Origin of the sequence: Pseudomonas sp. EL_65y_Pfl1_R83, assembly GCF_963970695.1 — a bacterium.
Lineage (GTDB): Bacteria > Pseudomonadota > Gammaproteobacteria > Pseudomonadales > Pseudomonadaceae > Aquipseudomonas > Aquipseudomonas tritici.
The window spans coordinates 176383-200861 of sequence record NZ_CAXAQI010000011.1 but is presented as its reverse complement, the minus strand read 5'-3'; the positions used below and the strand labels follow the sequence as shown (position 1 = coordinate 200861).

26 protein-coding genes and 1 pseudogene are annotated in these 24479 nt (G+C 61.2%); 12 read left to right on the top strand and 15 right to left on the bottom strand.

Features of this window, described 5'->3' with window-relative positions; translation table 11 throughout:
• Positions 1–14: 14 nt before the first annotated feature.
• On the top strand, positions 15–875 hold the full coding sequence (locus AACY08_RS17600; RefSeq protein ID WP_339418622.1) for a Tim44 domain-containing protein: 861 nt from the start codon (positions 15–17) through the stop codon (positions 873–875).
• Between the two features lie 136 nt (positions 876–1011).
• Positions 1012–1419, top strand: coding sequence for an SMI1/KNR4 family protein (locus tag AACY08_RS17595; RefSeq protein ID WP_017135771.1), 408 nt, complete (start codon positions 1012–1014; stop codon positions 1417–1419).
• 22 nt (positions 1420–1441) lie between these two features.
• Here AACY08_RS17595 and AACY08_RS17590 read toward each other — a convergent pair.
• Positions 1442–2041 (bottom strand): annotated as a pseudogene (locus AACY08_RS17590) (cation:proton antiporter); the annotation flags it as partial.
• A 169-nt stretch (positions 2042–2210) separates the two neighbouring features.
• Between AACY08_RS17590 and AACY08_RS17585 the strand changes: the two are divergent.
• Positions 2211–2696: an acyl-CoA thioesterase gene (locus tag AACY08_RS17585; protein ID WP_339418621.1), complete on the top strand. Its 486-nt coding sequence runs from the start codon at positions 2211–2213 to the stop codon at positions 2694–2696.
• A gap of 36 nt (positions 2697–2732) precedes the next feature.
• Here the strand turns inward: AACY08_RS17585 and AACY08_RS17580 are convergent, their stop codons facing one another.
• The gene (locus AACY08_RS17580) at positions 2733–3761 is read right to left on the bottom strand and encodes a hypothetical protein (RefSeq protein WP_339470595.1); all 1029 of its coding nucleotides are present in this window, start codon (positions 3759–3761) and stop codon (positions 2733–2735) included.
• An 82-nt stretch (positions 3762–3843) separates the two neighbouring features.
• A complete protein-coding gene (gene pdxY / locus AACY08_RS17575) occupies positions 3844–4716 on the bottom strand; it encodes a pyridoxal kinase PdxY (RefSeq protein WP_339470593.1) in 873 nt (290 codons plus the stop codon).
• A 116-nt stretch (positions 4717–4832) separates the two neighbouring features.
• On the opposite strand from pdxY, the gene AACY08_RS17570 reads away from it, so the two are divergent.
• Positions 4833–5228, top strand: a complete 396-nt coding sequence (locus tag AACY08_RS17570; protein WP_339418616.1) for a DUF3301 domain-containing protein — start codon at positions 4833–4835, stop codon at positions 5226–5228.
• On the opposite strand, the gene AACY08_RS17565 is transcribed toward AACY08_RS17570, so the two are convergent.
• From AACY08_RS17565 to zigA, 3 genes are read right to left on the bottom strand one after another with little or no spacing between them, the layout of a single operon-like run.
• Positions 5222–6184, bottom strand: a complete 963-nt coding sequence (locus tag AACY08_RS17565) for a CobW family GTP-binding protein (RefSeq protein WP_339470607.1) — start codon at positions 6182–6184, stop codon at positions 5222–5224. The genes AACY08_RS17570 and AACY08_RS17565 overlap by 7 nt on opposite strands.
• A gap of 44 nt (positions 6185–6228) precedes the next feature.
• Positions 6229–6873, bottom strand: coding sequence for a DUF1826 domain-containing protein (locus AACY08_RS17560; protein WP_339418614.1), 645 nt, complete (start codon positions 6871–6873; stop codon positions 6229–6231).
• Positions 6873–8081 carry a zinc metallochaperone GTPase ZigA gene (zigA, locus tag AACY08_RS17555; RefSeq protein WP_339418612.1) on the bottom strand — a complete coding sequence of 403 codons (1209 nt, stop codon included), beginning with the start codon at positions 8079–8081 and terminating at the stop codon, positions 6873–6875. Before zigA ends, AACY08_RS17560 begins: the two co-directional genes overlap by 1 nt.
• A 142-nt stretch (positions 8082–8223) precedes the next feature.
• On the opposite strand from zigA, the gene AACY08_RS17550 reads away from it, so the two are divergent.
• Positions 8224–8592 carry a glutamine synthetase gene (locus AACY08_RS17550; protein WP_339418687.1) on the top strand — a complete coding sequence of 123 codons (369 nt, stop codon included), beginning with the start codon at positions 8224–8226 and terminating at the stop codon, positions 8590–8592.
• On the opposite strand, the gene AACY08_RS17545 is transcribed toward AACY08_RS17550, so the two are convergent.
• Complete coding sequence (locus AACY08_RS17545) at positions 8589–9791, bottom strand: N-acetylmuramoyl-L-alanine amidase (RefSeq protein ID WP_339470592.1); 1203 nt, start codon at positions 9789–9791, stop codon at positions 8589–8591. The genes AACY08_RS17550 and AACY08_RS17545 overlap by 4 nt on opposite strands.
• A gap of 127 nt (positions 9792–9918) precedes the next feature.
• Here AACY08_RS17545 and folE2 point away from each other — a divergent pair, with 127 nt between their 5' ends.
• Genes folE2 through AACY08_RS17515 form a run of 6 tightly spaced genes read left to right on the top strand, consistent with a single transcriptional unit; the run spans position 9919 to position 15128 of the window.
• Entirely contained in the window at positions 9919–10809 is an 891-nt protein-coding gene (gene folE2, locus AACY08_RS17540; protein WP_339470590.1) for a GTP cyclohydrolase FolE2, read from the top strand.
• Entirely contained in the window at positions 10806–11474 is a 669-nt protein-coding gene (locus AACY08_RS17535) for a metal ABC transporter ATP-binding protein (RefSeq protein ID WP_339418606.1), read from the top strand. Before folE2 ends, AACY08_RS17535 begins: the two co-directional genes overlap by 4 nt.
• Complete coding sequence (locus AACY08_RS17530) at positions 11474–12340, top strand: metal ABC transporter permease (RefSeq protein ID WP_339470588.1); 867 nt, start codon at positions 11474–11476, stop codon at positions 12338–12340. The genes AACY08_RS17535 and AACY08_RS17530 overlap by 1 nt, the downstream gene beginning before the upstream one ends.
• Before the next feature lie 11 nt (positions 12341–12351).
• A complete protein-coding gene (locus tag AACY08_RS17525; protein WP_339470587.1) occupies positions 12352–13230 on the top strand; it encodes a metal ABC transporter substrate-binding protein in 879 nt (292 codons plus the stop codon).
• On the top strand, positions 13227–13787 hold the full coding sequence (locus AACY08_RS17520; RefSeq protein WP_339470586.1) for a gamma carbonic anhydrase family protein: 561 nt from the start codon (positions 13227–13229) through the stop codon (positions 13785–13787). Before AACY08_RS17525 ends, AACY08_RS17520 begins: the two co-directional genes overlap by 4 nt.
• Positions 13788–13790: 3 nt before the next feature.
• Positions 13791–15128, top strand: coding sequence for a dihydroorotase (locus AACY08_RS17515; protein ID WP_339418600.1), 1338 nt, complete (start codon positions 13791–13793; stop codon positions 15126–15128).
• Here AACY08_RS17515 and AACY08_RS17510 read toward each other — a convergent pair.
• Entirely contained in the window at positions 15125–15646 is a 522-nt protein-coding gene (locus AACY08_RS17510) for a DUF3617 domain-containing protein (protein ID WP_339418598.1), read from the bottom strand. The genes AACY08_RS17515 and AACY08_RS17510 overlap by 4 nt on opposite strands.
• A 130-nt stretch (positions 15647–15776) precedes the next feature.
• Here AACY08_RS17510 and cls point away from each other — a divergent pair, with 130 nt between their 5' ends.
• Positions 15777–17216 carry a cardiolipin synthase gene (gene cls / locus AACY08_RS17505; protein WP_339470584.1) on the top strand — a complete coding sequence of 480 codons (1440 nt, stop codon included), beginning with the start codon at positions 15777–15779 and terminating at the stop codon, positions 17214–17216.
• Between the two features lie 36 nt (positions 17217–17252).
• Here cls and cfaB read toward each other — a convergent pair whose 3' ends face one another.
• The 7 genes from cfaB to hflC all read right to left on the bottom strand — a co-directional run bounded on the left by cfaB (position 17253) and on the right by hflC (position 24476).
• A complete protein-coding gene (cfaB, locus tag AACY08_RS17500; RefSeq protein WP_339470582.1) occupies positions 17253–18434 on the bottom strand; it encodes a C17 cyclopropane fatty acid synthase CfaB in 1182 nt (393 codons plus the stop codon).
• Between the two features lie 87 nt (positions 18435–18521).
• On the bottom strand, positions 18522–19310 hold the full coding sequence (locus AACY08_RS17495) for a DNA-binding domain-containing protein (protein ID WP_339470580.1): 789 nt from the start codon (positions 19308–19310) through the stop codon (positions 18522–18524).
• On the bottom strand, positions 19301–20146 hold the full coding sequence (gene bufB / locus AACY08_RS17490; protein WP_339418592.1) for an MNIO family bufferin maturase: 846 nt from the start codon (positions 20144–20146) through the stop codon (positions 19301–19303). The genes AACY08_RS17495 and bufB overlap by 10 nt, the downstream gene beginning before the upstream one ends.
• Positions 20147–20209: 63 nt before the next feature.
• Positions 20210–20461 carry a BufA2 family periplasmic bufferin-type metallophore gene (gene bufA2 / locus AACY08_RS17485; RefSeq protein WP_339470579.1) on the bottom strand — a complete coding sequence of 84 codons (252 nt, stop codon included), beginning with the start codon at positions 20459–20461 and terminating at the stop codon, positions 20210–20212.
• A gap of 117 nt (positions 20462–20578) precedes the next feature.
• Complete coding sequence (locus AACY08_RS17480; protein WP_339470577.1) at positions 20579–22465, bottom strand: cation-translocating P-type ATPase; 1887 nt, start codon at positions 22463–22465, stop codon at positions 20579–20581.
• Entirely contained in the window at positions 22462–23496 is a 1035-nt protein-coding gene (hflK, locus tag AACY08_RS17475) for a protease modulator HflK (RefSeq protein ID WP_339470575.1), read from the bottom strand. Before hflK ends, AACY08_RS17480 begins: the two co-directional genes overlap by 4 nt.
• Positions 23493–24476, bottom strand: a complete 984-nt coding sequence (hflC, locus tag AACY08_RS17470; protein ID WP_339470574.1) for a protease modulator HflC — start codon at positions 24474–24476, stop codon at positions 23493–23495. The genes hflK and hflC overlap by 4 nt, the downstream gene beginning before the upstream one ends.
• Positions 24477–24479: the final 3 nt, after the last annotated feature.

Genomic DNA, 24479 nt, shown 5'->3' with positions numbered 1-24479 from the left:
TGAGAATTCCCTTTATGAAACGTTTTCTTAGCATCGCCATGGCGTTGTGCATCGGCCTGACGATGAGCATCGACGCCAACGCCAAGCGCTTCGGTGGCGGCAAAAGTTCGGGGGCAGCACCGACTCACCAGACCAGCCAAATGGCTCCATCCGGCGGTGCTGCGGCTACCGCAGGCGCAGCCGGTGCTGCGGGCGCTGCTGCCAAGGCTGGCGGTGCTTCGCGCTGGTTAGGCCCTCTGGCCGGTATCGCCGCCGGTGGCCTGCTCGCTTCCATGTTCATGGGGGGCGGCTTCGAGGGCATGCAGATTTTCGACATGCTGATCCTGGCGGTCATCGCCTTTATGATCTTCCGCTTTATCGCTGCCCGTCGCCGCAAGCAGCAGGAGCACCTGGCTCCCGCCGGCGCGCCGATGCAGCGTGAAGCGTTCGAGCAAAAACCAGCCATGGGTTCGATCTTCGGTGGTTCGGCAGCACCTGCTGCAGCCCGCCCGGTGATCAACGCACCGGCCTGGTTCAACGAAGAACGTTTCGTCGAAGCGGCCCGCAGCCACTTCCAGTCCCTGCAGCAGCACTGGGACGCCAACGAAATGGACAAGATCGCCGAGTTCGTGACCCCGCAACTGCTGGAGTTCCTCAAGCGCGAACGTGCCGACCTGGGCGACGCTTTCCAGTCGACCTACATTGAAGACCTGCGCGTACAGTTGGACGGTGTGGATGATCGCGCCGACAAGACCATCGCCACACTGACGTTCAGCGGTGTGTCGAAGACCTCGCGCTTCGACCAGGGTGAAGTGTTCAGCGAAAGCTGGAACATGGAACGCCCACAAGGCGAGAACCAGCCATGGCTGGTCGCCGGTATCCGCCAGAACGGCTGATCCCCGCACGCTTGAGCAGGCAGTCACAAAAAACCCCGGACCTGTCCGGGGTTTTCTATTTCACGGTTGCACTTATAGCGAGCTACTGTATAAAACGCCCCTATAAACCGCGCCATCTAGCAAGAGGATCCCGGCCGTGGAAGAAATCATCGAACAATTGCGTGAAGCCAACGAACCGGTCCCGGTTCCCCTGGAACTGCCTGATGAAGATCAGATTGTGGAAATCGAGGAACAACTGTTCATCGACATCCCGTTTGTCTTCCGGGAATTCCTGCTGACCGTCAGCGACGTGGTGTACGGCAGCCTGGAGCCGGTGACTGTCACCGACCCACAATCCCACACCTACCTGCCGGACGTGGCAGCAAACGCTTGGGATGCCGGCGTTGATCGCAGCATGATCCCGATCTGCCAGGACGGTGACGACTATTACTGCGTCGAGGAAGACGGCACGGTGGTGCTGTGGTCTGGCGAAGAAGAGCTTGTCACCGAAGAAACCTGGGAATCGGTGTGGCACTGGGCGCGGGACGTCTGGCTGGAAAGCTGAGTCCACACCCAGGCCGGTGTGAGTGCTCTGGCGTATCCTTGTGATTATCCAGCGTCTCCAGTAATGCGACCTGCATCCGCGTATGCACGCGGATGCACCACCGCCAGAGCAGGGCCGCCACCGCTGCCGTGACCACGGCGATCAGCACCAGCAACTTGTGGGTCGGCAGGATACTGGCCGACAAGGCTGCCAATAGCAGGAAAATCACCAGCAGCGAGAGGATTGGGATCAGCTCCGCAATCACCCGCCGCACGCGCTGAGTATGCCGCCCGGCCATTTCCGGCTTCACGCTCATCTCCGCCAGCAGCATCGACAGCGCCTTGAGCTTGCGGTACGCCGCGATCAGGAAGGGCAGCGACAACAGGAACGCCCCACCCCAGATCAACGCCTTCTGCCAGCTTGGATCACTGATCCAACCCTCCAGATACCCGCCGATACGCGCCGCAAAAAAACTGCTGGTAAAGAAGATCGCGACCACCAGCGCCAGGTTCACCCCCACCTGCAGGATGATCTTGCGGATTATCGACACCAGCATCGCGCTCTCGCCCTATGGCTGAATGCTGCGCAGCCATTCGCCATACATGCCGAACACTCGGCTCATGCGCTTGGGCATGACCGCCGCGGGTTAACACCGCGACTTCCGGCAGAAAGCCGGCGCAAGATATGGAAACAGATCGGTAGAAGCGTGACGGCAAGCCGCCCACCGGCGTCCCGTTAGGGATGGCGCTGCAAAGATTCCAGCACCTGCAGAGGTGCCCCCCCAACCAATGCCTACAACCCGTGAGTGTGCTATGGAACCCGGAAACGCCCAGCTGTCGATGACGGTATTGATGACCCCTGACATGGCCAACTTCTCAGGCAATGTCCACGGCGGTACCCTGCTCAAATACCTCGACGAAGTCGCCTACGCCTGCGCGAGCCGTTATGCCGGCCGCTATGTCGTCACGTTGTCGGTCGACCAGGTGATTTTCCGCGAGCCGATCCATGTCGGCGAACTGGTGACGTTCCTCGCGTCGGTCAACTACACCGGCAACACCTCGATGGAGGTGGGCATCAAGGTGGTGACCGAGAATATCCGCGAGCGCTCGGTGCGCCATACCAACAGCTGCTTCTTCACCATGGTGGCCGTGGACGACCAGCGCAAACCGGCCACCGTACCGCCGCTGCAACCGCACAACAGCGAAGACAAACGCCGGTTCGTGCAAGCCCAGCAGCGCCGCCAGATCCGCCAGGAGCTGGAAAAGCGCTACCAGGAAATCAAGGCGGACGCCCTATAAGCCCTTTTCCCTTGTAGGGGCGAACAATCCCCGCCCCTACAACCGCCAGCACTGATCGTAGTGGGCGCACACATCAAATCGCTGATCCAACTGGCTCATGCGCTCAATGTGATGGTTAACGATGTCTACCATCACCGCTTTGCTGGTGTTCTGATAGTACTGCGCCATCAACTTGTCGTTCGCCTTGACGCGCTCTACCACGGCGGCGTCTGTCGGGTTTTGCCACTGCTCCAGAATGGCATCTTCGGTGCCGCTCAGCCGCATGCGGTAAACCCTCTCATAAAGCTCAAGAGTACGCGCCTTGCGGCCGGCCAACTCCTGATTCACCCGTGCATAGTTCTGACGGTACTCAGCCCAATAGGCCTCGGGTGGAGTGAATTGGCCAAATTTCGCCTTGCGCTCGGCGATCGCCTCTTCGGTGGCTTGCGGGCGCTGCGCTGTGTCTGGTTCCATCAACGTGATGAGCTGCATATGGGTTTCAACGATCGCGTTGATCAACGCGGTACGGTGTGGCGTGACGGGGATAACCTTACCGAATATCGGGCTTTTGCCTGCGCACGATGGCATGCCGTTCTCGAATATCGGCTGTGGAATGCGCACGTCCTTGCCATTAGATCGGACCAGGCGCTGCAACGAAGTCGTGCAAACCCCCCGCGCCATGTCAAAGGTCACTTCATACTCTTCCCCTGCCTTTGGCGTGATGCTCAGTGCTTTGCCGCAAACGTAGCTACCCCCATTGGTATTAATCATCAACATCGTCTCTTTGCCAGGCGCCAGCTTGAACTCCAGCAACCCCCTGGCCTTGGCTGGCGGGGGGACGGACATGTCGACACGCCGCCGGGTATCGACCAGGAAAATATTATTCAGCATGCCAGTGGTCTGGCCCATACAGTGCTGAGCGTCGTAGACGTCGATGGTGGTATTGGACGTATTAGAGATGAAACGCAGCTTGGCGGCATCAGGCTCGGTGGCGTCAGGGTAAGTGCCGTTCACACTGCAACCGGCCAGCAGCGACATCAGTACCAGGGCGGTTAGCGCCCGCAGCGAAGGGAATAAGGGGGACATGGTTCTTCCTTGAAAAACACAGGGGATGAAGAAGCGTCCGATATTAACGGACGCCCTTTGCCTGGCTCAATCAGGAATGATCCTACAGGCCGATGGCCGTGGCTTCAAAACGCACCCGAGGATGGGCGATACGATCCTGGGCGCGCACCAGCTCCAGCTCGTAACTGGCGCAAGCCTGGGTCTCCAGCAGCACTTCATGCACCGCTGCGGCGGTGAACTCAAAGGCGGCCAGGAGGCTATCGCCCAACAAAACGCGCGCCAGGAATAGCCCCGAGGTCAAATCGCCAACGCCCACGGGCTGACGCGCAAACGCCAGCAACGGTCGGCGCAGGTGCCAACTGCCTTCGGCGGTCACCAGCAGCATTTCGAAACCATCCGGCAGTTTGCCGGGGTAATCCAAATGCTTGACCAATACTGCCTTCGGCCCGCGCGCCAGCAACGCTTTGGCCATGGCCAGGCAATCGAACAACGATTGCGGCTTGCGCCCGGCAAAGCTGTCCAGCTCCAGCTGGTTGGGGCACAGGAAGTCAGCCATGGCCGCGGCTTCGTCCAGCAGGAAATCGCTGACTTCCTGGGGCACAATGCAGCCTTTCTCCGGGTGGCCCATCACCGGGTCGCACAAATAAAGGGCTTTGGGGTTGAGGGCCTTGATGCGCGCCACGCCGGTGAGGATCGCCCTGCCCTGGTCCGCACTGCCGAGGTAGCCGGACAGCACGGCGTCGCAGTTGCCCAGCTCGCCGATCGCGGCGATGCCTTCCACCAGCGCCGGAATCTGCTGCGGCGCCAACACTTCGCCCGCCCACTGGCCATACTGCGTATGGTTAGAGAACTGCACCGTGTTCAATGGCCAGACGTTCACCCCAACCCGCTGCATGGGGAACACGGCGGCGCTGTTTCCGGCGTGGCCAAAGACCACATGAGATTGGATCGCAAGCAGATGAGGTGTGCGTTTCATGCAGGGGATTCCGCCAAGCCGTTGAAATTCTGGGCGCGCAGTATGCGACTAAACACGGCCTATACGACAGACCGGCGACACAGTTAAGCTGCTCTCACTTTGTTGGAGTTCATCGCATGCTGACCCTGGGAAACATCTTCGTGTTGATGCTGCTGGCGACCGGCGCCGCCTGGGTGTGGCACAACCACGGCTTGCGCGAACGGGCGCTGGAGCGGGTCAAGCAGCATTGCGCCAAGCTCGACATCGAACTATTGGACGGCGCGGTGGCGCTCAAGCGCATCGGTTTTGTGAAGGATGCCAACGGTCGACGGCGCCTGGCACGTATCTACAATTTCGAGTTCACCGTGACCGGGGAAACCCGCCATCCTGGTACGATTACCCAATTTGGCGCCCACAGTGCACATATCGAACTCGCGCCCTACCCGTTCGAGATCAAGACGCCGCTGCCTAGCGCCGAGGTGATCGAGCTGAGCCAGTGGCGCCAGGACCACGGCACCAAGAACCGTCAGTAACGGCAGGCCGCCAATGCAGCTTGCAACGCGGCCAAGTCCTGTGGCTCGCTGAAAATCAACTCGACCCGCGAATCACGACGCCACTCACTGGGTTGCCAGACGAGCGGGCTGTTATCCACAGCGTTGGCGCTAACCCAACCTTCTGTGCTGTGGATAACCAGCTTGGCGCGGCGCCATTCAAGGTGTGTGAGCCATTGATACAGGCGCTGCGCATCGAATTGCTGGCTCGGGTGCCAGCGCCAGCCGATACTCCAGCCGCCCTCTTGGGCTTGGCTGAGGCAAATCGGCAACGTAGGATCGCTCCAGATGGCCGGCATTTGCGCCAGGCCTTTTGGCACGTCTAAGTTATCCACAGCGCTGCTCGCGTGTTCGTGCAGGCCAGGCAATTGCTCCAGAGGCAGCCCGGCCTGACGCGTCCAGTAAAGCGGACATTCCGGTAACAACCGCTCAATCGCCTGGCGCTGTGCGGCGTCCAGCGCTTCATCCTTGTTCAATACCAGCAGGCCTGCACGGGCCAGCGCTTCCTGTTGCGCTGGCGGTAATGGTTTGCCTGCCGCCAGGGCCTGCGCATCCAACACCATCACGCAAGGCTGAACGGCCAGCACCTCCTGCCACGGCGCTGCGCGCAACTGCTTGAGCAATTGCGCCGGATGGCCCAGGCCCGACGGTTCGATAAACAGCCGGTCAGGCTTGGCCTTGCGCAACAAGCGACCAAGCCCTACCTGAAACGGGGCTCCATTCACACAGCACAGACAGCCTCCGGCGACTTCACCCAGGGCAATGCCGTCGTCATCCTGAGTGAGCAGGGCGGCGTCCAGGCCGATCTGCCCGAACTCATTGATCAGCACGGCCCAGCGCTCGTGTGCCGGGCGCTGGGCGAGCAGGTGCTTGATAAGGCTGGTCTTGCCGGCGCCCAGGGCCCCGGCAATCACGTGGGTAGGAATGTTCTGGAGCATCAGGGGCATCGTTCGGACCGTGTAGAGCGTTTGATCCTACGCGGTTATGCGAGCCAATCCAGTGTCAGGATCAAGCGGCGTTCATCGGCTTTGAGGGCTGGCGAGCGGTGAATCAAACCGTGGCCTTCGTTGCCATGCCATTTGGTGCCCTTGAGCAGGGCGACTTCGCCGCAGTGGATCTGTTCGATACGCTCGCTGGGCTCCGCGTCCGGTTGGCTCAGCTTGCGACGGTCCATCACGCCTTCGCGCAACCACTGGCTGCCGATGCCGGCATAGGTGGTGATCAACCGCACCGGCACATGATCGACGTGAAAACGCGGGCACATGGCCTTGTCCAACAGTCGCAGCCGCACACCAATGCGCTTGGCACCCAGCAAGCAGGCAAACGCGCTGACCAGCCACGATACATCGGCGACAAAGCCTTCATAGCCTTCAAGATCGCGGCAACTGGACGCCAAGCCCTGCACGTTGGGCACGGCGTCTTCGTTGTTGAGCTCAATGACCATGGAATCGGCCAACGGCTCATTGAGCGCCACCAGCAAGGCGCCGAACTCAGCGATGTGCAGCGGCAACTGGCGCTGCCACAACGCCAGGTTCACGCCGTCTTCGAGAATGTCAGAGAGTGCCAGCGGCGTTTCACCAAAGGCCTGGCGAATCACGGGGCGCAGGGGAATCACCGGGGCCAGCATCAGGCGGCAGCCTCCTCATACCAGGGGCCAAAGGGATCGGCCAGCAGGCGCCAACCTTCGACGCCCACGGCCATTTCTTCATCGTTGAGCAGGCAGGCGTCCAACTCGGCGCGCATCAGGGCGAAATCAATGTTTTGCCCGATAAACACCAATTCCTGGCGACAATCGCCGGTGCTCGGTTGCCAGTTACCCATGATCGCCGCGACGCTTTCTTCGTCCTGCGGCCACTGGCTTTTCGGCACAAAGCGCCACCAGCGGCCGGCAAAACCATGGCGCATCAAGCCGCCGGCCTGGGACCAACTGCCCGCATCCTGATGCTTGCTGGCCAGCCAGAAAAAGCCCTTGGAGCGCAGCAGTTTGCCGTTAACCCAGGGCCGGTCGATAAAGTCGAAAAAACGCTGCGGATGAAAGGGGCGGCGGGCACGGTAAGCGGTGGACGCGATGCCGTACTCTTCGGTTTCCGGCACGTGGTCACCGCGCAGTTCCTGCAACCAGCCGGGGGCTTGGGCGGCGCGTTCAAAGTCGAAACGCCCAGTGTTGAGGATCTTGTGCAACGGCACTTCGCCCATGACCATCGGGATGATTTCCGCCTGGGCATTAAGACGCTCGAGGATCGCTATCAACTCTTCGCGTTCGCGGCTGCTGATCAGGTCGATCTTGCTGATGAGGATCACGTCGGCGAATTCGATCTGCTCGATCAGCAGGTCGGTGATGGAGCGTTCGTCTTCTTCACCGAGGGTTTCGCCGCGTGAGGCCAGGCTTTCAGCAGCCTGATAGTCGAGCAGGAAGTTCATCCCGTCGACCACGGTAACCAGGGTGTCCAGGCGCGCGATGTCGGCCAGGCTTTGTTCGTTTTCATCACGAAAAGTGAAGGTTTCGGCCACGGGCAAGGGTTCGGAGATTCCGGTGGATTCGATTAGCAGGTAATCGAACCGACCTTCCTTGGCGAGCTTTCCGACTTCTTCCAGCAAGTCTTCCCGCAAGGTGCAGCAGATGCAGCCGTTGCTCATTTCCACCAACTTTTCTTCGGCGCGGTTGAGCGTGACGTCGCGCTGGACTTCGCTGCCGTCGATGTTGATTTCGCTCATGTCGTTGACGATCACCGCCACCCGCAGGTTCTCACGGTTGCGCAGGACGTAGTTGAGCAGCGTGCTTTTACCGGCGCCGAGAAAGCCGGACAACACAGTAACGGGGAGACGATTGGGCATCAGGACATTCTCATCAGGCCGCCCGGTAAAGCCAGGCTGTGCCTTTATGTTATAGTATAACAACGCAAATAAGCCAATGCCGTCTTGCTTGCCACGACGAAGGGCGCAATGCTTGAACACTTCCCCAACCTTGAGAATCCCGATGAAATACTGGGTGTGCGCCCTGTTATTGGTGGCGGCAGGAACTGCCTGCGCCCAAGCGCCGAGTCTGCTGGCCAACTGCACGCGCAGCGCCAACCTGCTGGCCTGCGTCGACCCTTTGGGTAACGCCTACAGCGTAGCGACAGTCGGCAGCACCACGTACTTGCGCGGGTACGAGGTGATCGGCAAACGCTATTGGGCTCAGACCAACAGCCGTTACGGGCAACTGACGTTCTTTACCGGGCTGGCATCGGACGGTGAGGCATGGGTCGGCTACACGCGGCGCGTGGGCTGGACCACCCTCAACCGGTTTTCCAGTTCGGGCGGCGCCAGCGCCAAATTCACCTGCAGCCGCATGACCGGCTGTTAGACCTGACCGTTCTTCTGCTCCTGCACCCACGCCATGTAGCTGTTCATCGGTGGGTTCTTCTGGAAATACTTTTTCAGGCCTTCAAACAGACCCTCCGCAACCGCCTGTTGGTGGCGCACGGTAACCAGGCGCGCACTGTCCCGTGCATTGGAGATAAACCCGGTTTCCACCAGGATCGACGGCACGTCCGGTGACTTGAGCACCGCAAACCCAGCCTGTTCCACGCGCTTCTGATGCAGGCTGGTGATGCCTTCCAAGCTGCCCAAAATCGAACTGCCCAGCTGCAAGCTGGAGGCGATCGTGGCATTCATCGACATGTCCAGAATCACCCCAGCCAGCATGGGGTCCTTGTCCTTCAGGTTCAGCAGGCGGGTGGCCCCGAGCAAATCGGCGCCGTTTTCTCGTTGCGCCATGAATCGCGCCGTGGCTGAAGTGGCGCCACCTTCGGATAGGGCATACACCGATGCGCCTGACGCGGTGATCCGCGGCGCCGCATCGGCATGCACTGAGATGAACATATCGGCATTGTGCTTGTGGGCGATTTCCACGCGCTTGCGCAGCGGTACGAAGAAGTCGTCGTTGCGCACCAACTTCACGTCAAAGCCCTTTTCACGCTTCAAACGCTTGGCCAACAACTGGGCAATGGACAGCACTACGTCTTTCTCGCGCTGGCCTTTGGCGCCGACGGCGCCTGGGTCCTTGCCACCGTGGCCGGGGTCGACCACCACGATGATGTCGCGCTTGGGGTGCGCCTTATCCACTAACGGCGCAGGTTCGGCGGCGATTTGTCGAGGCGCCTGGGTGGCGCTGGTCAGGTCCAGTACCAGGCGATGGCCCTGGCCGTCCTGAGGTGGCAATAGAAAGCTGTTGAGCTGCATCGGCGACGCCAGGTCCAGCACGATGCGCGTATCGCTTTTGCCGAAATGCCCGGAGCGGATTGAGGTGATCCCGCTGTCCTTCAACGCCAACTGAGTGAAATCACCACTGAGCCCGGCGCCGCTCAGGTCGATGATCAAACGCTCCGGTGCGCTCAGGGTAAACGTCTTGTATTGCACCGGGCCGCTGAGGTCGAACACCAGCCGAAGCTTGTCGTCCGAGCGCCACAAGCGGGCGTTGCGTATCTGCGTGGCGTGGGCCGTAAACGGCAGAGTGAAAAGAGGGCTGGCCAAGAGCAGGTTCAAGAGCTGACGTCTGTGCATACGAATACCGCAAATAAAGGAGCGTCCCTACTCGACATGACTGAAAAAAGGCTGGAGCAGAAAAATCATCGTCGACTCAATAGTTATAATATAACATGTCTTTTTATTTCCAACGATGGACCTGCTCATGAATGCGCTGACTCTGCCGGATATCGCCGCGCAGGCTTCACGCCAAGCCTTGCCACTCGATTGGGTGGGCATGTGCGGCATCGCGTTGCCGATCCTGATCAACGGCCAGCACCTGACGGCCACCGCCGACGCTGGCGTGAGCCTGGACGATGGCAGCGCCCGTGGCATTCATATGTCACGCCTGTACCTGGCGCTGGAAATGCTCGACCAGCAGTCCCTTACGCCCGCACATCTGCGTAATGTACTGCAGCGGTTTCTCGACAGTCATGAAGGTTTATCTAAGAACGCCTACCTGCGTATCCACACGGATTTGCTGCTGAAACGCGCCGCCTTGGTCAGCCCCTTGGCCGGATGGAAGCGCTACCCGATCAGTATCGAAGCGCGTCTTGAAAACCAGATGTTCCACGTGGAACTAAAAATTGACGTTATTTATTCCTCAACCTGCCCCTGCTCTGCTGCCCTCGCCAGGCAATTGATTCAGCAGCAATTTGTCGAAGACTTCGGCAACACCCCGTTGCGGCACGACGACGTGTTGAGCTGGCTCGGCAGCGCCAGCGGCATCGTCGCCACGCCCCACAGCCAGCGCAGCAATGCGCAATTGCATGTCCAACTGCAAGGCGAGCAATTACCTATTGCAGAGTTAATCGATAAGGTCGAAGCCGCCCTCGGCACCGCCGTACAAACCGCTGTAAAACGTGCGGACGAACAAGCCTTCGCCCTGGCCAATGGGCAGAACCTGATGTTCTGCGAAGACGCCGCCCGCCGCGTGAACCTCGCCTTGAAACGCTCGGATGCCGTCAAAGCCTTCCACCTGAAAGTGATCCACGCCGAAAGCCTGCACGCGCACGATGCCGTGGCTGAAAGCCGCTGGACGAGAAACCCTGCATGATCACCTGCACCGCTTTGCGCTGGGGCGCCCCAGGCCAACCGCTGACACCCGCCATAAACCTCACCCTGGAAAAAGGCAGCCTGACCGGCATCATCGGGGCCAACGGCACCGGTAAAAGCAGCTTGCTCAAGGTCATCGCCGGCCTGCAAAAACCTCTGGCGGGCAAAGTCAGCGTGGACGTTCCACGCCGTGGCGGCCTGTCGTTCCTGCCCCAGCAGCAACAACTCGACCGCCAATTCCCCATCAGCCTTCAAGAATTGGTCGCCGCCGGTTTCTGGGGCACTCAACTCTCCCCGCCACAACGTAGCCAGCGCCTTGAGGCGGTATTGCAAGACTGGTGCCTCAGCGGCCTGGAGCACCGCCCGCTGATGGCCTTGTCCGGGGGCGAATTGCAGCGCGCCCTGCTCGCCCGTATGAGCCTGGCCGAATCGCCCGTGTTGTTGCTCGACGAGCCTCATGCCGCCCTCGACGAAGAAGGCCAGGCGCTGTGCTGGAAACACATCCACGCCTGGCAAGCGCAAGGCCGCACGCTGATCGTCGTGTGCCATGACCTTGCGTCCGTGCGCCAGCACACCCAGCAAGTGGTGCAAATCAAAAGCACCGGCTGCGTGTTTGGCCCGAGCAAAGAGCTGATCCGCCCGCAACCTCAGATGCAGGTGGCCTGATGCATTTCGCCGCCCACCTGTGGATGCCCTTCGTCGACTTCGTCTTCATGCGTCGCGCCTTGATTGGCGGCCTGGTACTCGCCTGCAGCACCGCACCGTTGGGCGTGTTTTTGATCCTGCGGCGCATGAGCCTGATCGGTGACGCCGTCGCCCACGGCATTCTGCCCGGCGCCGCGCTGGGTTTCTGGTTTGCCGGGCTCAGCCTGCCCGCCTTGACCATCGGTGGCCTCGGTGCAGGCCTTAGCATGGCTGGCCTGTCCGCCTGGATCACACGTCGCACAGGCCTGCGCGAAGACGCCAGCCTCGCTGCCATCTACCCCATCTCGCTCGCCACCGGCGTGCTGATCCTCGGCATCGCCGGCAAGCGCCTGGACCTGCTGCACCTGCTGTTCGGCTCCGCCTTGGCCGTGGACCAAACCACCCTCACTGGCATGCTCTGGGTCACGGGTTTCAGCCTGATCGCCATGGCTGTGATCTATAAGCCGCTGCTGCTGGACACCCTCGACCCACTGTTCCTGCAAACCGTCAGTCGCCTCGGCCCACTGGCTCACGGGCTGTTCCTGACCCTGGTGGTGCTGAACCTCGTGATCGGCTTCCAGGCCATCGGCGCCTTGATGGTGGTGGGCCTGATGATGTTGCCGGCCATCGCTTCACGTTTCTGGAGCCGGCGCCTGCCCGTGTTGATCGCAGTATCGGCAGTGCTGGGATCCGTGTCGGTGTGGCTGGGTTTGTTGCTGTCGTTCTACTACTCGTTACCCAGCGGCCCGGCCATTGTGCTGGTGGCGGGTGCCGGGTATCTGCTGTCCGTTGTCTTCGGTCCGGTGCACGGCTTGCTGCGCCGCCCGCCCTTGCTGTCATCCCAATGAGGTGTTTCCCGATGCGCGCTCTACTCGTGCTGTTCAGTCTCGTCTTGTCCTTATCGACGGCTCAGGCCGCAGACAAGCTTCAGGTGGTCACCAGCTTCAGCATCCTCGATGACATCACTCACCAGATCGGTGGCGATCACATCCAGATCAGCAATATGGTCGGCCCCGACGCCGACGCCCATACCTACGAGCCAACGCCGGACGATGCCAAAGCGCTGCTCAAGGCCAGAGTCATCATCAAGAACGGCCTCGGCTTCGAGCCTTGGCTGGACCGCCTGGTAACCAGCACCGAAACCAAAGCCACCGTGGTCACTGCCAGCAAAGGCGTGATCTCTCACACCATGGATGAAGACGGCGAAACCATTCCCGACCCACACGCCTGGCATAACCTGGCCAATGCCGAAATCTACGTGAACAACATCACCAAGGCGCTGATCGCTGCCGACCCCGTCAACAAGGCCGACTATCAGCGCAACAGCCAAACCTACCTGAAAGAAATCCACCGCCTGCTCGCCGAGGCCAAGACCAAGTTCGGCGCGCTGCCACCCGGCAACCGCCGCATCGTCACCTCCCACGACGCCTTCGGTTACCTGGGCCAGGCTTACGGTATCGAGTTCCTCGCCCCCCAAGGCCTGTCCACCGAACGTGAGCCGTCAGCTGCCGAAGTGGCTGCGCTGATCACTCAGATCCGCCAAGACAAAGTCAAAGCCGTGTTCATGGAAAACATCAAGGATTCGCGCCTGCTCAAGCAGATCGCTGATGAAAGCGGCGCGCAGATCGGCGGCACGTTGTACTCCGACGCCCTCGCCGCGGAAGGCCCGGCCAGCACCTTCACAGGACTGTTCGAACACAACCTCAACACCCTGTGCGCCGCGTTGGGCAAGCCATGATCCGCAAGAACCCGTCGGGCGATCTGCCCGTGATTGCCGAATCCGCCTACGTCGACAAAACTGCGATCATCTGCGGCAAAGTCATCATTGGCGAGAACGTCTTCGTCGGCCCCTACGCCGTGATCCGTGCCGACGAAGTCGACGCCAGCGGCGCCATGGACCCGATCACCATCGGTGCCAACTCCAACATCCAGGACGGCGTGGTCATCCATTCCAAGTCCGGCGCGGCGGTGACGATCGGAGAATTTACTTCCATCGCCCACCGCTCCATCGTCCACGGCCCGTGCAGCGTTGGCGACCGCGTGTTCATCGGTTTCAACAGCGTGCTGTTCAACTGCGCCTTGGGCGACGGCTGCGTGGTGCGCCACAACTCGGTGGTCGACGGGCGCGACTTGCCCGCCGCGTTCTACGTGCCCTCCACCACCCGCATCGGACCCAATACCGACCTGTCGCAATTCCCGCCGGTGAGCGTCAGTGCCTCGGAGTTCTCCGAAGACGTGGCACGCACCAATGTCGATCTGGTGCGCGGCTACAAAGCCCTGCAAAACGAGTTCTGAACCATGAGCCGCCTGCTGATCCGCAACGCCCGCCTGGTGAATGAAGGCCAGGCATTCGACGCCGATGTATGGGTTGCCAATGGTCGCATCGAGAAGATCGCCAGCAGCATCGAAGGCTGCAACGCGACCGTGGCCATCGACGCACAAGGCCAATGGCTGCTGCCCGGCATGATTGATGACCAAGTGCACTTTCGCGACCCCGGGGCACCGGACAAAGGCAGTTTCTACAGTGAATCCCGCGCCGCGGTGGCCGGTGGCATCACCAGCTTCATGGACATGCCCAACACCCATCCGGCCACCCTGAACCTGGAAGCCCTGGCCGATAAAAAACGCCGCGCCGCACTGCACTCGGTGGCCAACTATGGCTTTCACTTCGGCGTGAGCAACGACAACCTCGACACCGTCGCCGCGCTCGACCCGCGGGAGGTGGCCGGGGTCAAAGTGTTCATGGGCGCCTCGACCGGCAACATGTTGGTGGACGATCCACGCATCCTGGAACGCCTGTTCGCCGAAGTGCCGACCATTCTGTTGGCCCATTGCGAGCACACGCCGAGCATCCAGGCCAACGAACTGCGCCTGCACGAACGCTTCGGCGAGCACATCCCAGCCGTGGCGCACCCGCTGATCCGCGATGCCGAGGCGTGCTATCGTTCCTCATCTTTTGCGGTGGAACTGGCCAAGCGTTATGGGACCCGCCTGCACGTATTGCATCTGACCAGCGCCCGCGAGTTGGCGCTATTCGAAGACAAGCCTCTGGCCGAAAAACGCATCACCGCCGAAGTCTGCCTGCATCACCTGCTGTTCGATGACCGCGACTATCACCGCCTTGGCCACCAGATCAAATGCAACCCGGCGATCAAGACCCGCGCCGACCGCGATGCCTTGCGCTTGGCCTTGTTGAGCAACCGGCTGGATGTGATCGGTAGCGACCACGCGCCGCATACCTGGGCGCAAAAACAGATGGGGTATCGCGAAGCGCCGTCAGGGCTGCCGTTGGTGCAGCACGCGTTGCCGGCATTACTGGAGTTGGTGGCGGACGGGCTGCTGCCCATCACCACCCTGGTAGCGAAGACCAGCCACCGCGTCGCCGACCTGTTTGCCATCCCGGACCGGGGTTATTTACGCGAAGGCTATTGGGCCGACCTGGTACTGATCAAACCCGAGCCCGAGGGAAAGCCCGTCAGCAGCCAGCCGATCCTGGCCCGCTGCGGTTGGACGCCCTTCGCCGAACGCAGCTTTCGCCACAGCGTCAGCACCACCCTGGTATCCGGCCACCTGGCCTGGCACAACGGCCAAGTGGTCGATAGCTGTCAGGGTTTACCCCTGCATTTTCTGCGTTAAGCGCGAGGCTTGACTGTACCGCAATCGTTACCCAACCACTGGGCATGGCTGTCCAGGCTGCCCTTCTGCTGGATGCCAGTGGCATTGAAGGTGCCGTTGACGGTGGTGGTGAATTCCTTCTGGCTCTGGAACGTCGCCACGCCAGTGCCCTGGGCTTTCGGGCAACTGAAGCGGAATTTCCACTGGTTGCCGGTCTTGTCGGTCACTTCCTGTTTGCAGCCCGATTGCGGGTCGGTCAGGGGGATGGAATCGGAGGCGACCTGTGCCGGTGTAAGGCACACCTGCACACCTTTGCCTGCCATGTTGATGCCTTGTTTTTCGAGCATGGCACGCTGTTCGGGGGTCATCTGTTGCTTGAGTTGACCGAGGATCAGCGACAAGTCCGGCAGGTCCTGGTTATCGACTTTCATATTGCTGGTGGTCAATTCCCACAAGCCCGGCGCCAGCATCTGCGCCTGCGCTGCCACGGGCAGCGACAAACCAACAACCATGGCCAAACCTAGCAGACGAGCATTCATCGGGTAACTCCTGGGCAATTGTGGGCGTTAGACGCCGTAAAAGCGTCAGTGTTGCACGGCAAATAAAATAGCGACATTCGTGACCAGACATGGTCTGTTAGGCACTGGATTGCCTGGAGTACCGTCGTCCATGGATTTCTTTGGCCCGCACCTGCTTGCCTACTTCATTGCCACGCTGCACTTTCTCGGGACCCTCGCCGCGATTCATGCGGTGCTGACCGTCAGGACCGCCCAAGGCTCGATCGCCTGGGCCTTGTCGCTGATGTTCATGCCTTACCTCACGCTGATCCCCTACCTGATCTTTGGTCGCAGCACGTTCGATGCTTACATCCAGGCGCGTCGCCAGGCCAACCAGGAAATGCACAAGGCAATCACCGCACTGAACTGGCGCCCGTGGGTCGAGGAGGCCCTCGCTGCGCGTCACTCCAGCGCCTACGCCTCGCTGCGCGCCATGCCCAAGCTGGGCCGCATGCCGTGCCTGGCCAACAATGAGGTACGTCTGCTGGTGAACGGCGACGCGACCTTCAGCGCGATTTTTGAAGCCATCCGAAGCGCGAAAACCGCCGTGCTGTTCCAGTTTTTCATTATTCATGACGACGAACTGGGCCGCCAATTGCACATCTTGTTGAAGGAAAAAGCCGCTCAAGGCGTAGCCATTTACGTGCTGTACGACCGTATCGGCAGCCACGCCCTGCCTCATCGCTATGTGCATTCACTGCGTGAAGCCGGCGTGCATATCAAAGCATTCGCCACGCGCAGCGGCTGGCTCAACCGCTTCCAGGTCAACTTCCGTAACCATCGCAAGATCGTGGTGGTGGACGGCATCACCGGGTTTATCGGCGGGCATAACGTCGGCGATGAGTACCTGGGCAAAAAACCGCCGCTGGCGCCGTGGCGCGATACGCATGTGCAGGTCACCGGCCCGGTGGTGGCGTGCTTGCAGGAGTCGTTTGCCGAAGACTGGTTCTGGGCCGCGCGAGAACTTCCGCCATTGATTCTGCCGGACGCCTACCCCGAGGATGGCGTGCTCTGCCAATTGCTCGCCAGCGGCCCCGCCGACCCTTACGAAACCTGCTCACTGTTTTTCGTAGAAGCCATTCATGCAGCCACCCAACGCGTGTGGATCACCAGCCCGTACTTTGTGCCCGATGAGGCGGTATTCGCCGCCTTGCGCTTGGCGGTTCTGCGTGGTGTAGATGTGCGCCTGTTGCTGCCGTCACGGCCCGATCACCGCATCGTTTACGCCGCGTCCAGCCTTTATGCGTTCGAAGCCGTGCGCGCCGGGGTGCGCGTATTCCGCTACACGCCAGGTTTTCTGCATCAGAAGGTGGTGCTGGTGGACAGCGAAATCAGCGCCATCGGCAGCGCCAACATGGACAACCGCTCGTTCCGGCTAAATTTCGAAGTGATGCTGCTGACGGTCGACGAAGCGTTCGCTAAACAAGTCGAGCACATGCTGCTGGACGATTTCGCGCTGGCCCATGAGGTCAGCCAGGAAGAAAGCCGCGAGACACGCAGTCTTCAACAACTGGGCATGCGGGTCGCGCGGCTGATCTCACCCATCCTCTAAAGGCCAACACATTTGGATCGCTAACGTCCCGGTAGATCAGCGATAGATATCTTCCCGCGTCCACGGCAGTTCGTGACTGCCATCAGCATGGGGTTTCACCGCCAGAATCTGGTGCAGGTTGATCCAGCCTCGCGCAAACGCATACGCGCAACCCGCCAGGTACAACCGCCAAATGCGCAGCACTTGCTCCGGCACCCTTTTCGCCGCTGCCTCCAAGTTGTCTTCCAGGCGCTCGCTCCAATGGTCCAGCGTGCGGGCGTAGTGCAGGCGCAGGCTTTCGACGTCGACCACTTCCAGCCCGACTTCACTGATTTCGGCGGTCATCATCGCCAGGTGCGGCAGTTCGCCGTTGGGGAACACATAACGCTCGATAAACTCCCCCGCGCCGCGGCCCACAGGGCGACCGTCGGTGTGCTTGGCGGTAATGCCGTGGTTCATCACCAGGCCGCCTTCACGCACGGCGCCGTACAACGTCTTGCAGTACTCCGCCAGATTGGCGTGGCCGACGTGTTCAAACATGCCCACGCTGACCACCTTGTCGAAACGACCGTCTTGCGGCAGGTCGCGGTAGTCGAGCAGTTGCAGGTCCACCTGATCGTCCAGGCCCTCGGCTTTCACCCGCTCGCGGGCCAGTGCCAACTGCTCTTTACTCAAGGTGATGCCGAACACCTTGACCCCGAACTCCCGCGCGGCAAAACGCGCCAGGCCGCCCCAGCCACAACCGACGTCCAGCAAGTACTCGCCGGCCTGCAAGCGCAATTTGCGGCACAAGTGGCGAAATTTGTCTTGTTGAGCCTGGTCGATGGATTCGCTGCCGGTTTCGAAATACCCGCAGGAGTACGCCATGTCCTGGTCCAGCCACAGCTGGTAGAACGCGTTGGACAGGTCGTAATGGTAGGAAATAGCGGCTGCGTCAGTGGCCTTATCGTGAATCGAGCGCACCGGACGGGGTTCATCGTCGTGCACCAGCGCGTGACTCAGCTCATCACACACCCGGATCACTTCGCCAATAGAGCCTTCCAGCTCCAGCTTGCCTTCGATAAAGGCTTCGCCCAATGAGTTGAGCGTGGGATGGGTCAATTGGCTGACAACCGCGGGGTCCTTCACCACGATGGTCACGCTGGGCTCGGGGCCCAAGTTGAATTCATGGCCATCCCAGAGTCGCAGACGCAGCGGTAACTGAAGATTCTGTAAGGCCGGTGGAAGTTGCGCGAGCATGAGTAGTCCCCCCGTGTTTCAGACGCCTGGCTTGAGGGTAGACCATCCGAAGACAAAGTAGGAGGCTATCGATTTGATAGCGCTCGCCTATAAGGCCCGGCGCTCGAGCAAGCCATCCTGAACCCATTGTTTAAGCCACGTGATGGCCTGCAACGGTGCACCCTCTGCGTAACTGACTGCCAACGCTGCGCACAGTTCGGCGAAGTTCCAGTCAGTGGTCGCCATTCCCGCCAAGGCACAGGCTTCTTCGGGTTCCAAGCTACGGTAATGGCAAATATTCTGATGGCGCCACACCAGGCAGATCTGTGGCGGGCTCAACGGCTGGCTGTCGGGGAAATCCGACTCGTCCTTGCTGGCGCGCCAGATCGCTACGCTATTGAAATGACACAGCACCTGCTGCACCGATGGCGCCAGGGTGATCTGCAGCACCGGCCATTCTTCAGGTGGCAACAACGCCATATCGTTCAGCGTCAGCCGTTCGCCCTGCGGTGCATCAAAGGCCAGGGTAAACGCCCACTCCAACCGCGCCAGTTCCGCCAGCGGCGCACTTTGCTCCGCCACCAAATGCTCAAGGATAAACGCCGGGAAACGCTGACCCAGCCAGCGCAGGCTGTAATGGGCCGATGGATAACGGCGCACATAGGCCTTGGTCAGCGAGGCGAATTCATCATCGCCCAACCAATAATGGATAGTGCGGAAATCATGCCGCAACACTTCCTGCAGCCGCGCGATATAGGCGTTGTGGTAAATCGCCAGGCCCGTCTCTACATCCAGCGTCGGCCCGCCCATCAAGGTCGCGGCGAAGCCACTGCTGGCGTTCGGTGTGTCGGCTAACAGGTGCTGTTCGAAGGCCAACTGCCAATCGGTCAGGCGCATAAATGCCTCCTGGCCAGGGCCTTAGCGCCCAACTCACGGGCCTTGCTCAATTCGATGAGCAGCTCTTCAAAGGGTGGGAAATGGTCGTCGCGCTCCAGTAGCGTCGACACAGGCCCCAGGTGTTCAAGCGTTTGTTGATAAAGCGCCCACACCGGGTCACACACAGGATGGTCATGGGTGTCGACCACGTAGTCGCCGTAGTCCATATGCCCCGCCAGGTGCAGCTGGCGGATACTCCCAGGTGGCAGGTTGCGAATAAACGTCCAAGCGTCGAAGCCGTGATTGCGCGAGCTGACATACACATTGTTGACGTCCAGCAACAACTGGCACCCCGACAAGTGAGCCAACGCGTTGAGGAATTCCCACTCGGTGAATTCGTCGGCCTTGGAGCGCACATAACTGGAGACATTTTCTAGCACCAGAGGGCGTTGCAACACGTCCTGCACTTGGCGCACGCGGGCAGCTACGTGGTAGAGGCTTTCTTCGGTGTAAGGCAGCGGCAGCAGGTCATGCAACTGGTGGGCGCTGCCGCGGCTCCAGCACAGGTGATCGGAAATCCATGCCGGCTGGATGCGCTCGGCGAGCTGTTTGATTTGCTTCAGGTAATCGGTATCGAGGGCATGGGGCCCGCCGATGGACAAGGACACGCCGTGCATCACCAGGGGATAGCGCTCGGCTATCGCATCCAGGTAGTACAAGGCTTTACCGCCCTGGACCAGATAATTCTCGGAGATCACTTCAAACCAATCCACGGGCGGCGATTGTTCAAGGATCTGCGGGTAGTACTCACTGCGTAAACCCAGGCCGTAACCGAGGCTCGCAAGGGGGGTAGGCATAAGACACTCCTGGGAGAGTGTCCGCAGCGGACGGTAAACCGCTGCGGTAGCACTCGGCTGCGATTACTCGCCGACTTTGCCGCCAGCGGCGTCACAGGCTGCCTTGGTCATGGCCTTGAAACCGTGCCCCTTGCAGGAGCCCTGCCCTTTGCAGGCATTTTCAGCGGTCTTGCAGTCGTTCATGCCTTTGCAGGAAGTTACGCCGTAGCAATGAACAGTAGCGTCGGCGGCCTGCGCCTGAGTGGCGACACCGGCAAACATAGTGGCGGCAGCGAGAGCCAGGGCAGCACCGGAAACGGCATTTTTGATGTTCATTTTGTAGTCCTCAAGGGTCAGTGTGGGTGTCGGTCTGAACGGATTGTTCAGTCTCGACACACCACTAGAGCGAGGTCCCCCATCGGCGTTACAACACCTCTCAACTATTTCTGAACATTATTCCTCAAGCTTCAACAGTGGCTCCTGAAATCGCAACAGTCGCCCGGCATTGCCCAGTACCAGCAAGGTGCTGAGGTTATGCAGCACCGCCGCAATCATCGCGCCCGCCGCACCCAGCCAACCGAAAGCCGCAAACACGACGATGGCCAAGGTCCAGCCCAAGCCGATGATCACATTGACCTGCAACGTCTGCCGGCATTGGCGACTCAAGCGCACACAAGTACCCAGACGCCGCAGGTCGCTGCCGATCAGCACCACGTCCGCCGACGCCAAGGCGATATCCGCGCCGCCCGCGCCCATGGCCACGCCGACCACACCGGCCTTGAGCGCCAGGGAATCATTGATACCGTCGCCCACCACCATCGGGCGAAAACCGCTGCCGATTTCCCCTAGCACGCGGTTGAGCTTGTCTTCCGGCAGGGCCTGGGCTTCGACGTCGCTGATGCCCACCTCCAGCGCGAGGCTGTCGGCCACGCTTTGACGATCGCCCGTGAGCAGCAGTTGCCGACCGAGGCCGAGCTCGCGCAGCTCTTGCAGGGCTTGGCGTGCTTCCGGTTTGACACTGTCGGCCAGCAGCAGCCAGGCGAGAAAGTGCCCGTTCAGCGCCAGCCCGGCGATCGGGCCATCGTGGTTCGGCACCGCCGTAGTGACAATGCCCAGTTGCTCGAATAACTCTGGCCGGCCCAAGGCCGCTTCGCCCTGCTGGGTTTGCGCCACGATGCCCAGCCCCTGGCGTTCGCGAATGTCCGTCAACACTTGCATCTGTTCCTGCGTCGCCAACCCCGCCAACGCCCGGCTGACCGGGTGGCTGCTGGCCGAGCCCAGGCTGGCCGCCAGGTTCAACATCACCTGCCGATCCGGCGCCGTGGTTTCGATGGATTGCAGACGCAAGGTGCCAAAGGTCAGGGTGCCGGTCTTGTCGACCACCAGTGAAGTCAGGTCCGCCAACTCCTCCAGAAACGCCGAGCTGCGAATCAGAATCCCATGCCGCGCCGCCACCGCAATTCCCGCAATCGCCGTGGCCGGCGCCGACAGCACCAGCGCACAGGGACATGCCGCCACCAGCACGGCGAGCATCGCCTGGGCGTCATTGGTCACAAACCAGGTCACCGCCGCCAGCAACAACACCAGCACCATATAGCTGCCGGCATAGCGCTCAAGCAGCCGCGTAATCGGTGGCTTAGAACGCTCGGCGTTCTGCATCAGCGCGATGACTTTGCCTAAGGTGGATTCGTTACCGGTGCGGGTCACCTCAATACGTAACAAGCCGTCGAGGTTGATCGCGCCGCCAAACACCAGCACCCCTGCGCTGGCTTCCAACGGTACCGACTCACCGGTAATCGGCGCCGTGTCCAGGCTCGCCTGGCCCGACAGCACCACGCCATCGGCGGGCACCCGATCACCGGCGCGCACTTCGACGATATCGCCAGTGTTCAGCGTGCCGTTATCCACTTCAACAATGCTGCCGTCAGCCTGCACCCGCCGCGCATGGCTGCGGGTGAGTTTGCCGAGGGCATGGATCGCTTCCTGTGAGCCGATCACGCTGCGTTCTTCCAGCACGTGGCCGAAAATCATGATGATCGGCAGCAGCGCGGCGGTCAGCAAATCCCCCGTAGCCCAAGCACCGAGCATGGCCAGGGCGATCAGTTGGTCGGTGATGCCATGCAGGCTGGGGAAGCGCAGGCTGTACCAGGCCGAACGCATCACGGGAACGGCCACCAGCAAGGACGCCACGCCCAACAGCAACTGGCTCACACCGGTCTGGTCCGGCGACAGCCAGCGCCATACCAGGCCCAGTATCAGCAAGCCCAAGGCCAACATGGCCAGGGTCAATTGCCGGGCGGCACTGCGCTGCTCGGCGGAGGTCAGCATGGGTGCGCTCATTGTTCGGCTCCCTGGATGATCAAGCGGGAGTCGTCTTGTGGATCGACCGTGGTCACGGAACCGGCCTGGCCAAGAATCTTCGGCAGACGTTCACGGTACAGGCGCAACAACAGGCCCGGGTCTTTCACCTGGGCCAGGCTGGCGACGGTTGCGGTTTGCGCCTGGGCATTGGCCAGGCGTTCGCTTGCCTGGGCGTGGGCAACTTGCACCAGGCGATCAGCTTGTTGAGTTGCATTTTGGGTGAGTTTTTCAGCTTCGGTGCGAGCGTTGGCCACGGCCTTATCGGCTTGTTGACTGGCGGTGAGGACGGCATTGAAGGCATTCACTGCCGGGCCAGGCAGGCTCGATTGCACATCGACGCGGGTCACTGCGATGCCCAATCCCAAGCCTGTGGAAGCCAACTCCGTGAGGCGTTTATTGATGCCTTGCACCAGATCGCCGCGCAACCGCTCACGGCGTTCGGCGGCGCCGTTGTCGGTGCCGATCAATTCAGGACGCGCCACCAAAATCGTGTCCAGGTCACGCGCTGCCGTCAGGGCCACGGCGCTGCGGGTCACCAGTCGATCCAAGGCCGGCAGCACATGGTCGCCCTGCAACACAAAGGCGTAAGGTTCAGTGACTTTGTAGAACACCCGCACATCCAGCTGCACCACACCGGCATCGCCGGTCAGCAGGTAGCCGGAGCCGGCCAGCGCATCACTGAGCGGCGTGGCAAAACTGGCCACGCGGTCGGCCTGGGTCGCCGCGTCGGAACGCAGCAAGTTGTCCACACGCCGCTCGATCACTCGGTCGGCTGCGGGCAATAGCACCACCTGCTCGAACGGCGGCGGCCACGCCAACAACAACCCGGCATTCTGGATGCGGTCAAGGGCGCCGAAGTGCAGCACCACGGCGCGGTTCTGCGGGTCGATCTGGCGCACATTGGAAAACGCCCAGGCCAACGCCGCCAACACGGTCACCGCGTACAGCGCCAGAAAGGTCAGGCGCCCGGCCTGGATCCATGGGCTGTCCGGGCTGTCACGCTCGGTCATGGCTGAACATCCTTCGGCCCGTCCACCAAGGCGCGGAACGGTGCCGCATCGGTGCGCAGGATGATCTTGGTCCCCGGCGTGACCACGGTGCCCAAGGTATCCAGCGAGCGCAGCAGGTTATACAACTGGGGATTACCGGTGTACGCGCGACCATAGATCTGCGCTGCTTCGACCCGCGATTGCGCTTCGATATCGGCGGCTTTCACCGTCGCGTCGGCCTGGAGGATGCGCGCATCGCGCTCGGCGGCAGAACGGATCTGCGCTGCCTCACGCTTGCCCACGGCGGTGCGTTCGGTGGCGATGGTTTCACGCTCGGCGCGCATGCGGTCGACCGTGGCGGTGAGGGTCACCGACGGCAAGGTCAGCCGCTCAATCCCGACTTGGGCCACACGCACGCCGTAAGTGGTGAGTAATTGTTGATCAATCTGCTGGCGCAACTGCGCTTCGAAATCGGCGATGCGCACCTGGCTGGCATCGGTGTTGATCAGGCTGGACAAGTCGAAACTGGCCGCCGTGGTTTCCAGTGCCGACCCCACAAAGGTACGGATCTGCCGCGCCGCTTCATCCGGCTGGTTCTGCACGGCGCGCATGAAGCGCTGCACATTCTCCGCGTCGCCCTGCACCTGCCACGCCACATAGGCCTGCACGATGATGCGCAGGCCATCACGGGTGCCCACATCCTGCAAACCGCTGGAGGTGGTGCGCAGGCGCAAGTCCACCGGGATCGCCGCTTCGAACGGCGCCGGCCAGCGCCAGCCAAGGCCCGGTTCCAGCAGCACCCGCGATGGGTTGCCGAAACGGGTAATCACCGTGGCCTCGCCGGAGCGCACCTGCACAAGGCTGGCGGCCGCGACTGCAAACAGCACCAGCAACAGCGCCCAGGCCATGCGCCGCCATGGGAATGGGCCGGCGGCTTGCTCGTCACCGTGATGAGGGTGGTGGTGATGGCCGTGATGATGATCGTGAGAATGAGCGCTCAACAG

Coding starts and splice junctions, on each gene's coding strand:
- AACY08_RS17580 (WP_339470595.1), bottom strand. CDS start 3,761: ATGTCCCCCTTATTCCCTTCGCTGCGGGCGCTAACCGCCCTGGTACTG.
- AACY08_RS17520 (WP_339470586.1), top strand. CDS start 13,227: ATGATCCGCAAGAACCCGTCGGGCGATCTGCCCGTGATTGCCGAATCC.
- AACY08_RS17525 (WP_339470587.1), top strand. CDS start 12,352: ATGCGCGCTCTACTCGTGCTGTTCAGTCTCGTCTTGTCCTTATCGACG.
- AACY08_RS17535 (WP_339418606.1), top strand. CDS start 10,806: ATGATCACCTGCACCGCTTTGCGCTGGGGCGCCCCAGGCCAACCGCTG.
- pdxY (WP_339470593.1), bottom strand. CDS start 4,716: ATGAAACGCACACCTCATCTGCTTGCGATCCAATCTCATGTGGTCTTT.
- AACY08_RS17480 (WP_339470577.1), bottom strand. CDS start 22,465: ATGAGCGCACCCATGCTGACCTCCGCCGAGCAGCGCAGTGCCGCCCGG.
- cls (WP_339470584.1), top strand. CDS start 15,777: ATGGATTTCTTTGGCCCGCACCTGCTTGCCTACTTCATTGCCACGCTG.
- bufA2 (WP_339470579.1), bottom strand. CDS start 20,461: ATGAACATCAAAAATGCCGTTTCCGGTGCTGCCCTGGCTCTCGCTGCC.
- folE2 (WP_339470590.1), top strand. CDS start 9,919: ATGAATGCGCTGACTCTGCCGGATATCGCCGCGCAGGCTTCACGCCAA.
- AACY08_RS17510 (WP_339418598.1), bottom strand. CDS start 15,646: ATGAATGCTCGTCTGCTAGGTTTGGCCATGGTTGTTGGTTTGTCGCTG.
- AACY08_RS17550 (WP_339418687.1), top strand. CDS start 8,224: ATGAAATACTGGGTGTGCGCCCTGTTATTGGTGGCGGCAGGAACTGCC.
- AACY08_RS17495 (WP_339470580.1), bottom strand. CDS start 19,310: ATGCGCCTGACCGATTGGCAGTTGGCCTTCGAACAGCACCTGTTAGCC.
- zigA (WP_339418612.1), bottom strand. CDS start 8,081: ATGCCCAATCGTCTCCCCGTTACTGTGTTGTCCGGCTTTCTCGGCGCC.
- hflK (WP_339470575.1), bottom strand. CDS start 23,496: ATGACCGAGCGTGACAGCCCGGACAGCCCATGGATCCAGGCCGGGCGC.
- AACY08_RS17560 (WP_339418614.1), bottom strand. CDS start 6,873: ATGCTGGCCCCGGTGATTCCCCTGCGCCCCGTGATTCGCCAGGCCTTT.
- cfaB (WP_339470582.1), bottom strand. CDS start 18,434: ATGCTCGCGCAACTTCCACCGGCCTTACAGAATCTTCAGTTACCGCTG.
- bufB (WP_339418592.1), bottom strand. CDS start 20,146: ATGCCTACCCCCCTTGCGAGCCTCGGTTACGGCCTGGGTTTACGCAGT.
- AACY08_RS17570 (WP_339418616.1), top strand. CDS start 4,833: ATGCTGACCCTGGGAAACATCTTCGTGTTGATGCTGCTGGCGACCGGC.
- AACY08_RS17585 (WP_339418621.1), top strand. CDS start 2,211: ATGGAACCCGGAAACGCCCAGCTGTCGATGACGGTATTGATGACCCCT.
- AACY08_RS17545 (WP_339470592.1), bottom strand. CDS start 9,791: ATGCACAGACGTCAGCTCTTGAACCTGCTCTTGGCCAGCCCTCTTTTC.
- AACY08_RS17565 (WP_339470607.1), bottom strand. CDS start 6,184: ATGCTCCAGAACATTCCTACCCACGTGATTGCCGGGGCCCTGGGCGCC.
- AACY08_RS17600 (WP_339418622.1), top strand. CDS start 15: ATGAAACGTTTTCTTAGCATCGCCATGGCGTTGTGCATCGGCCTGACG.
- AACY08_RS17515 (WP_339418600.1), top strand. CDS start 13,791: ATGAGCCGCCTGCTGATCCGCAACGCCCGCCTGGTGAATGAAGGCCAG.
- AACY08_RS17530 (WP_339470588.1), top strand. CDS start 11,474: ATGCATTTCGCCGCCCACCTGTGGATGCCCTTCGTCGACTTCGTCTTC.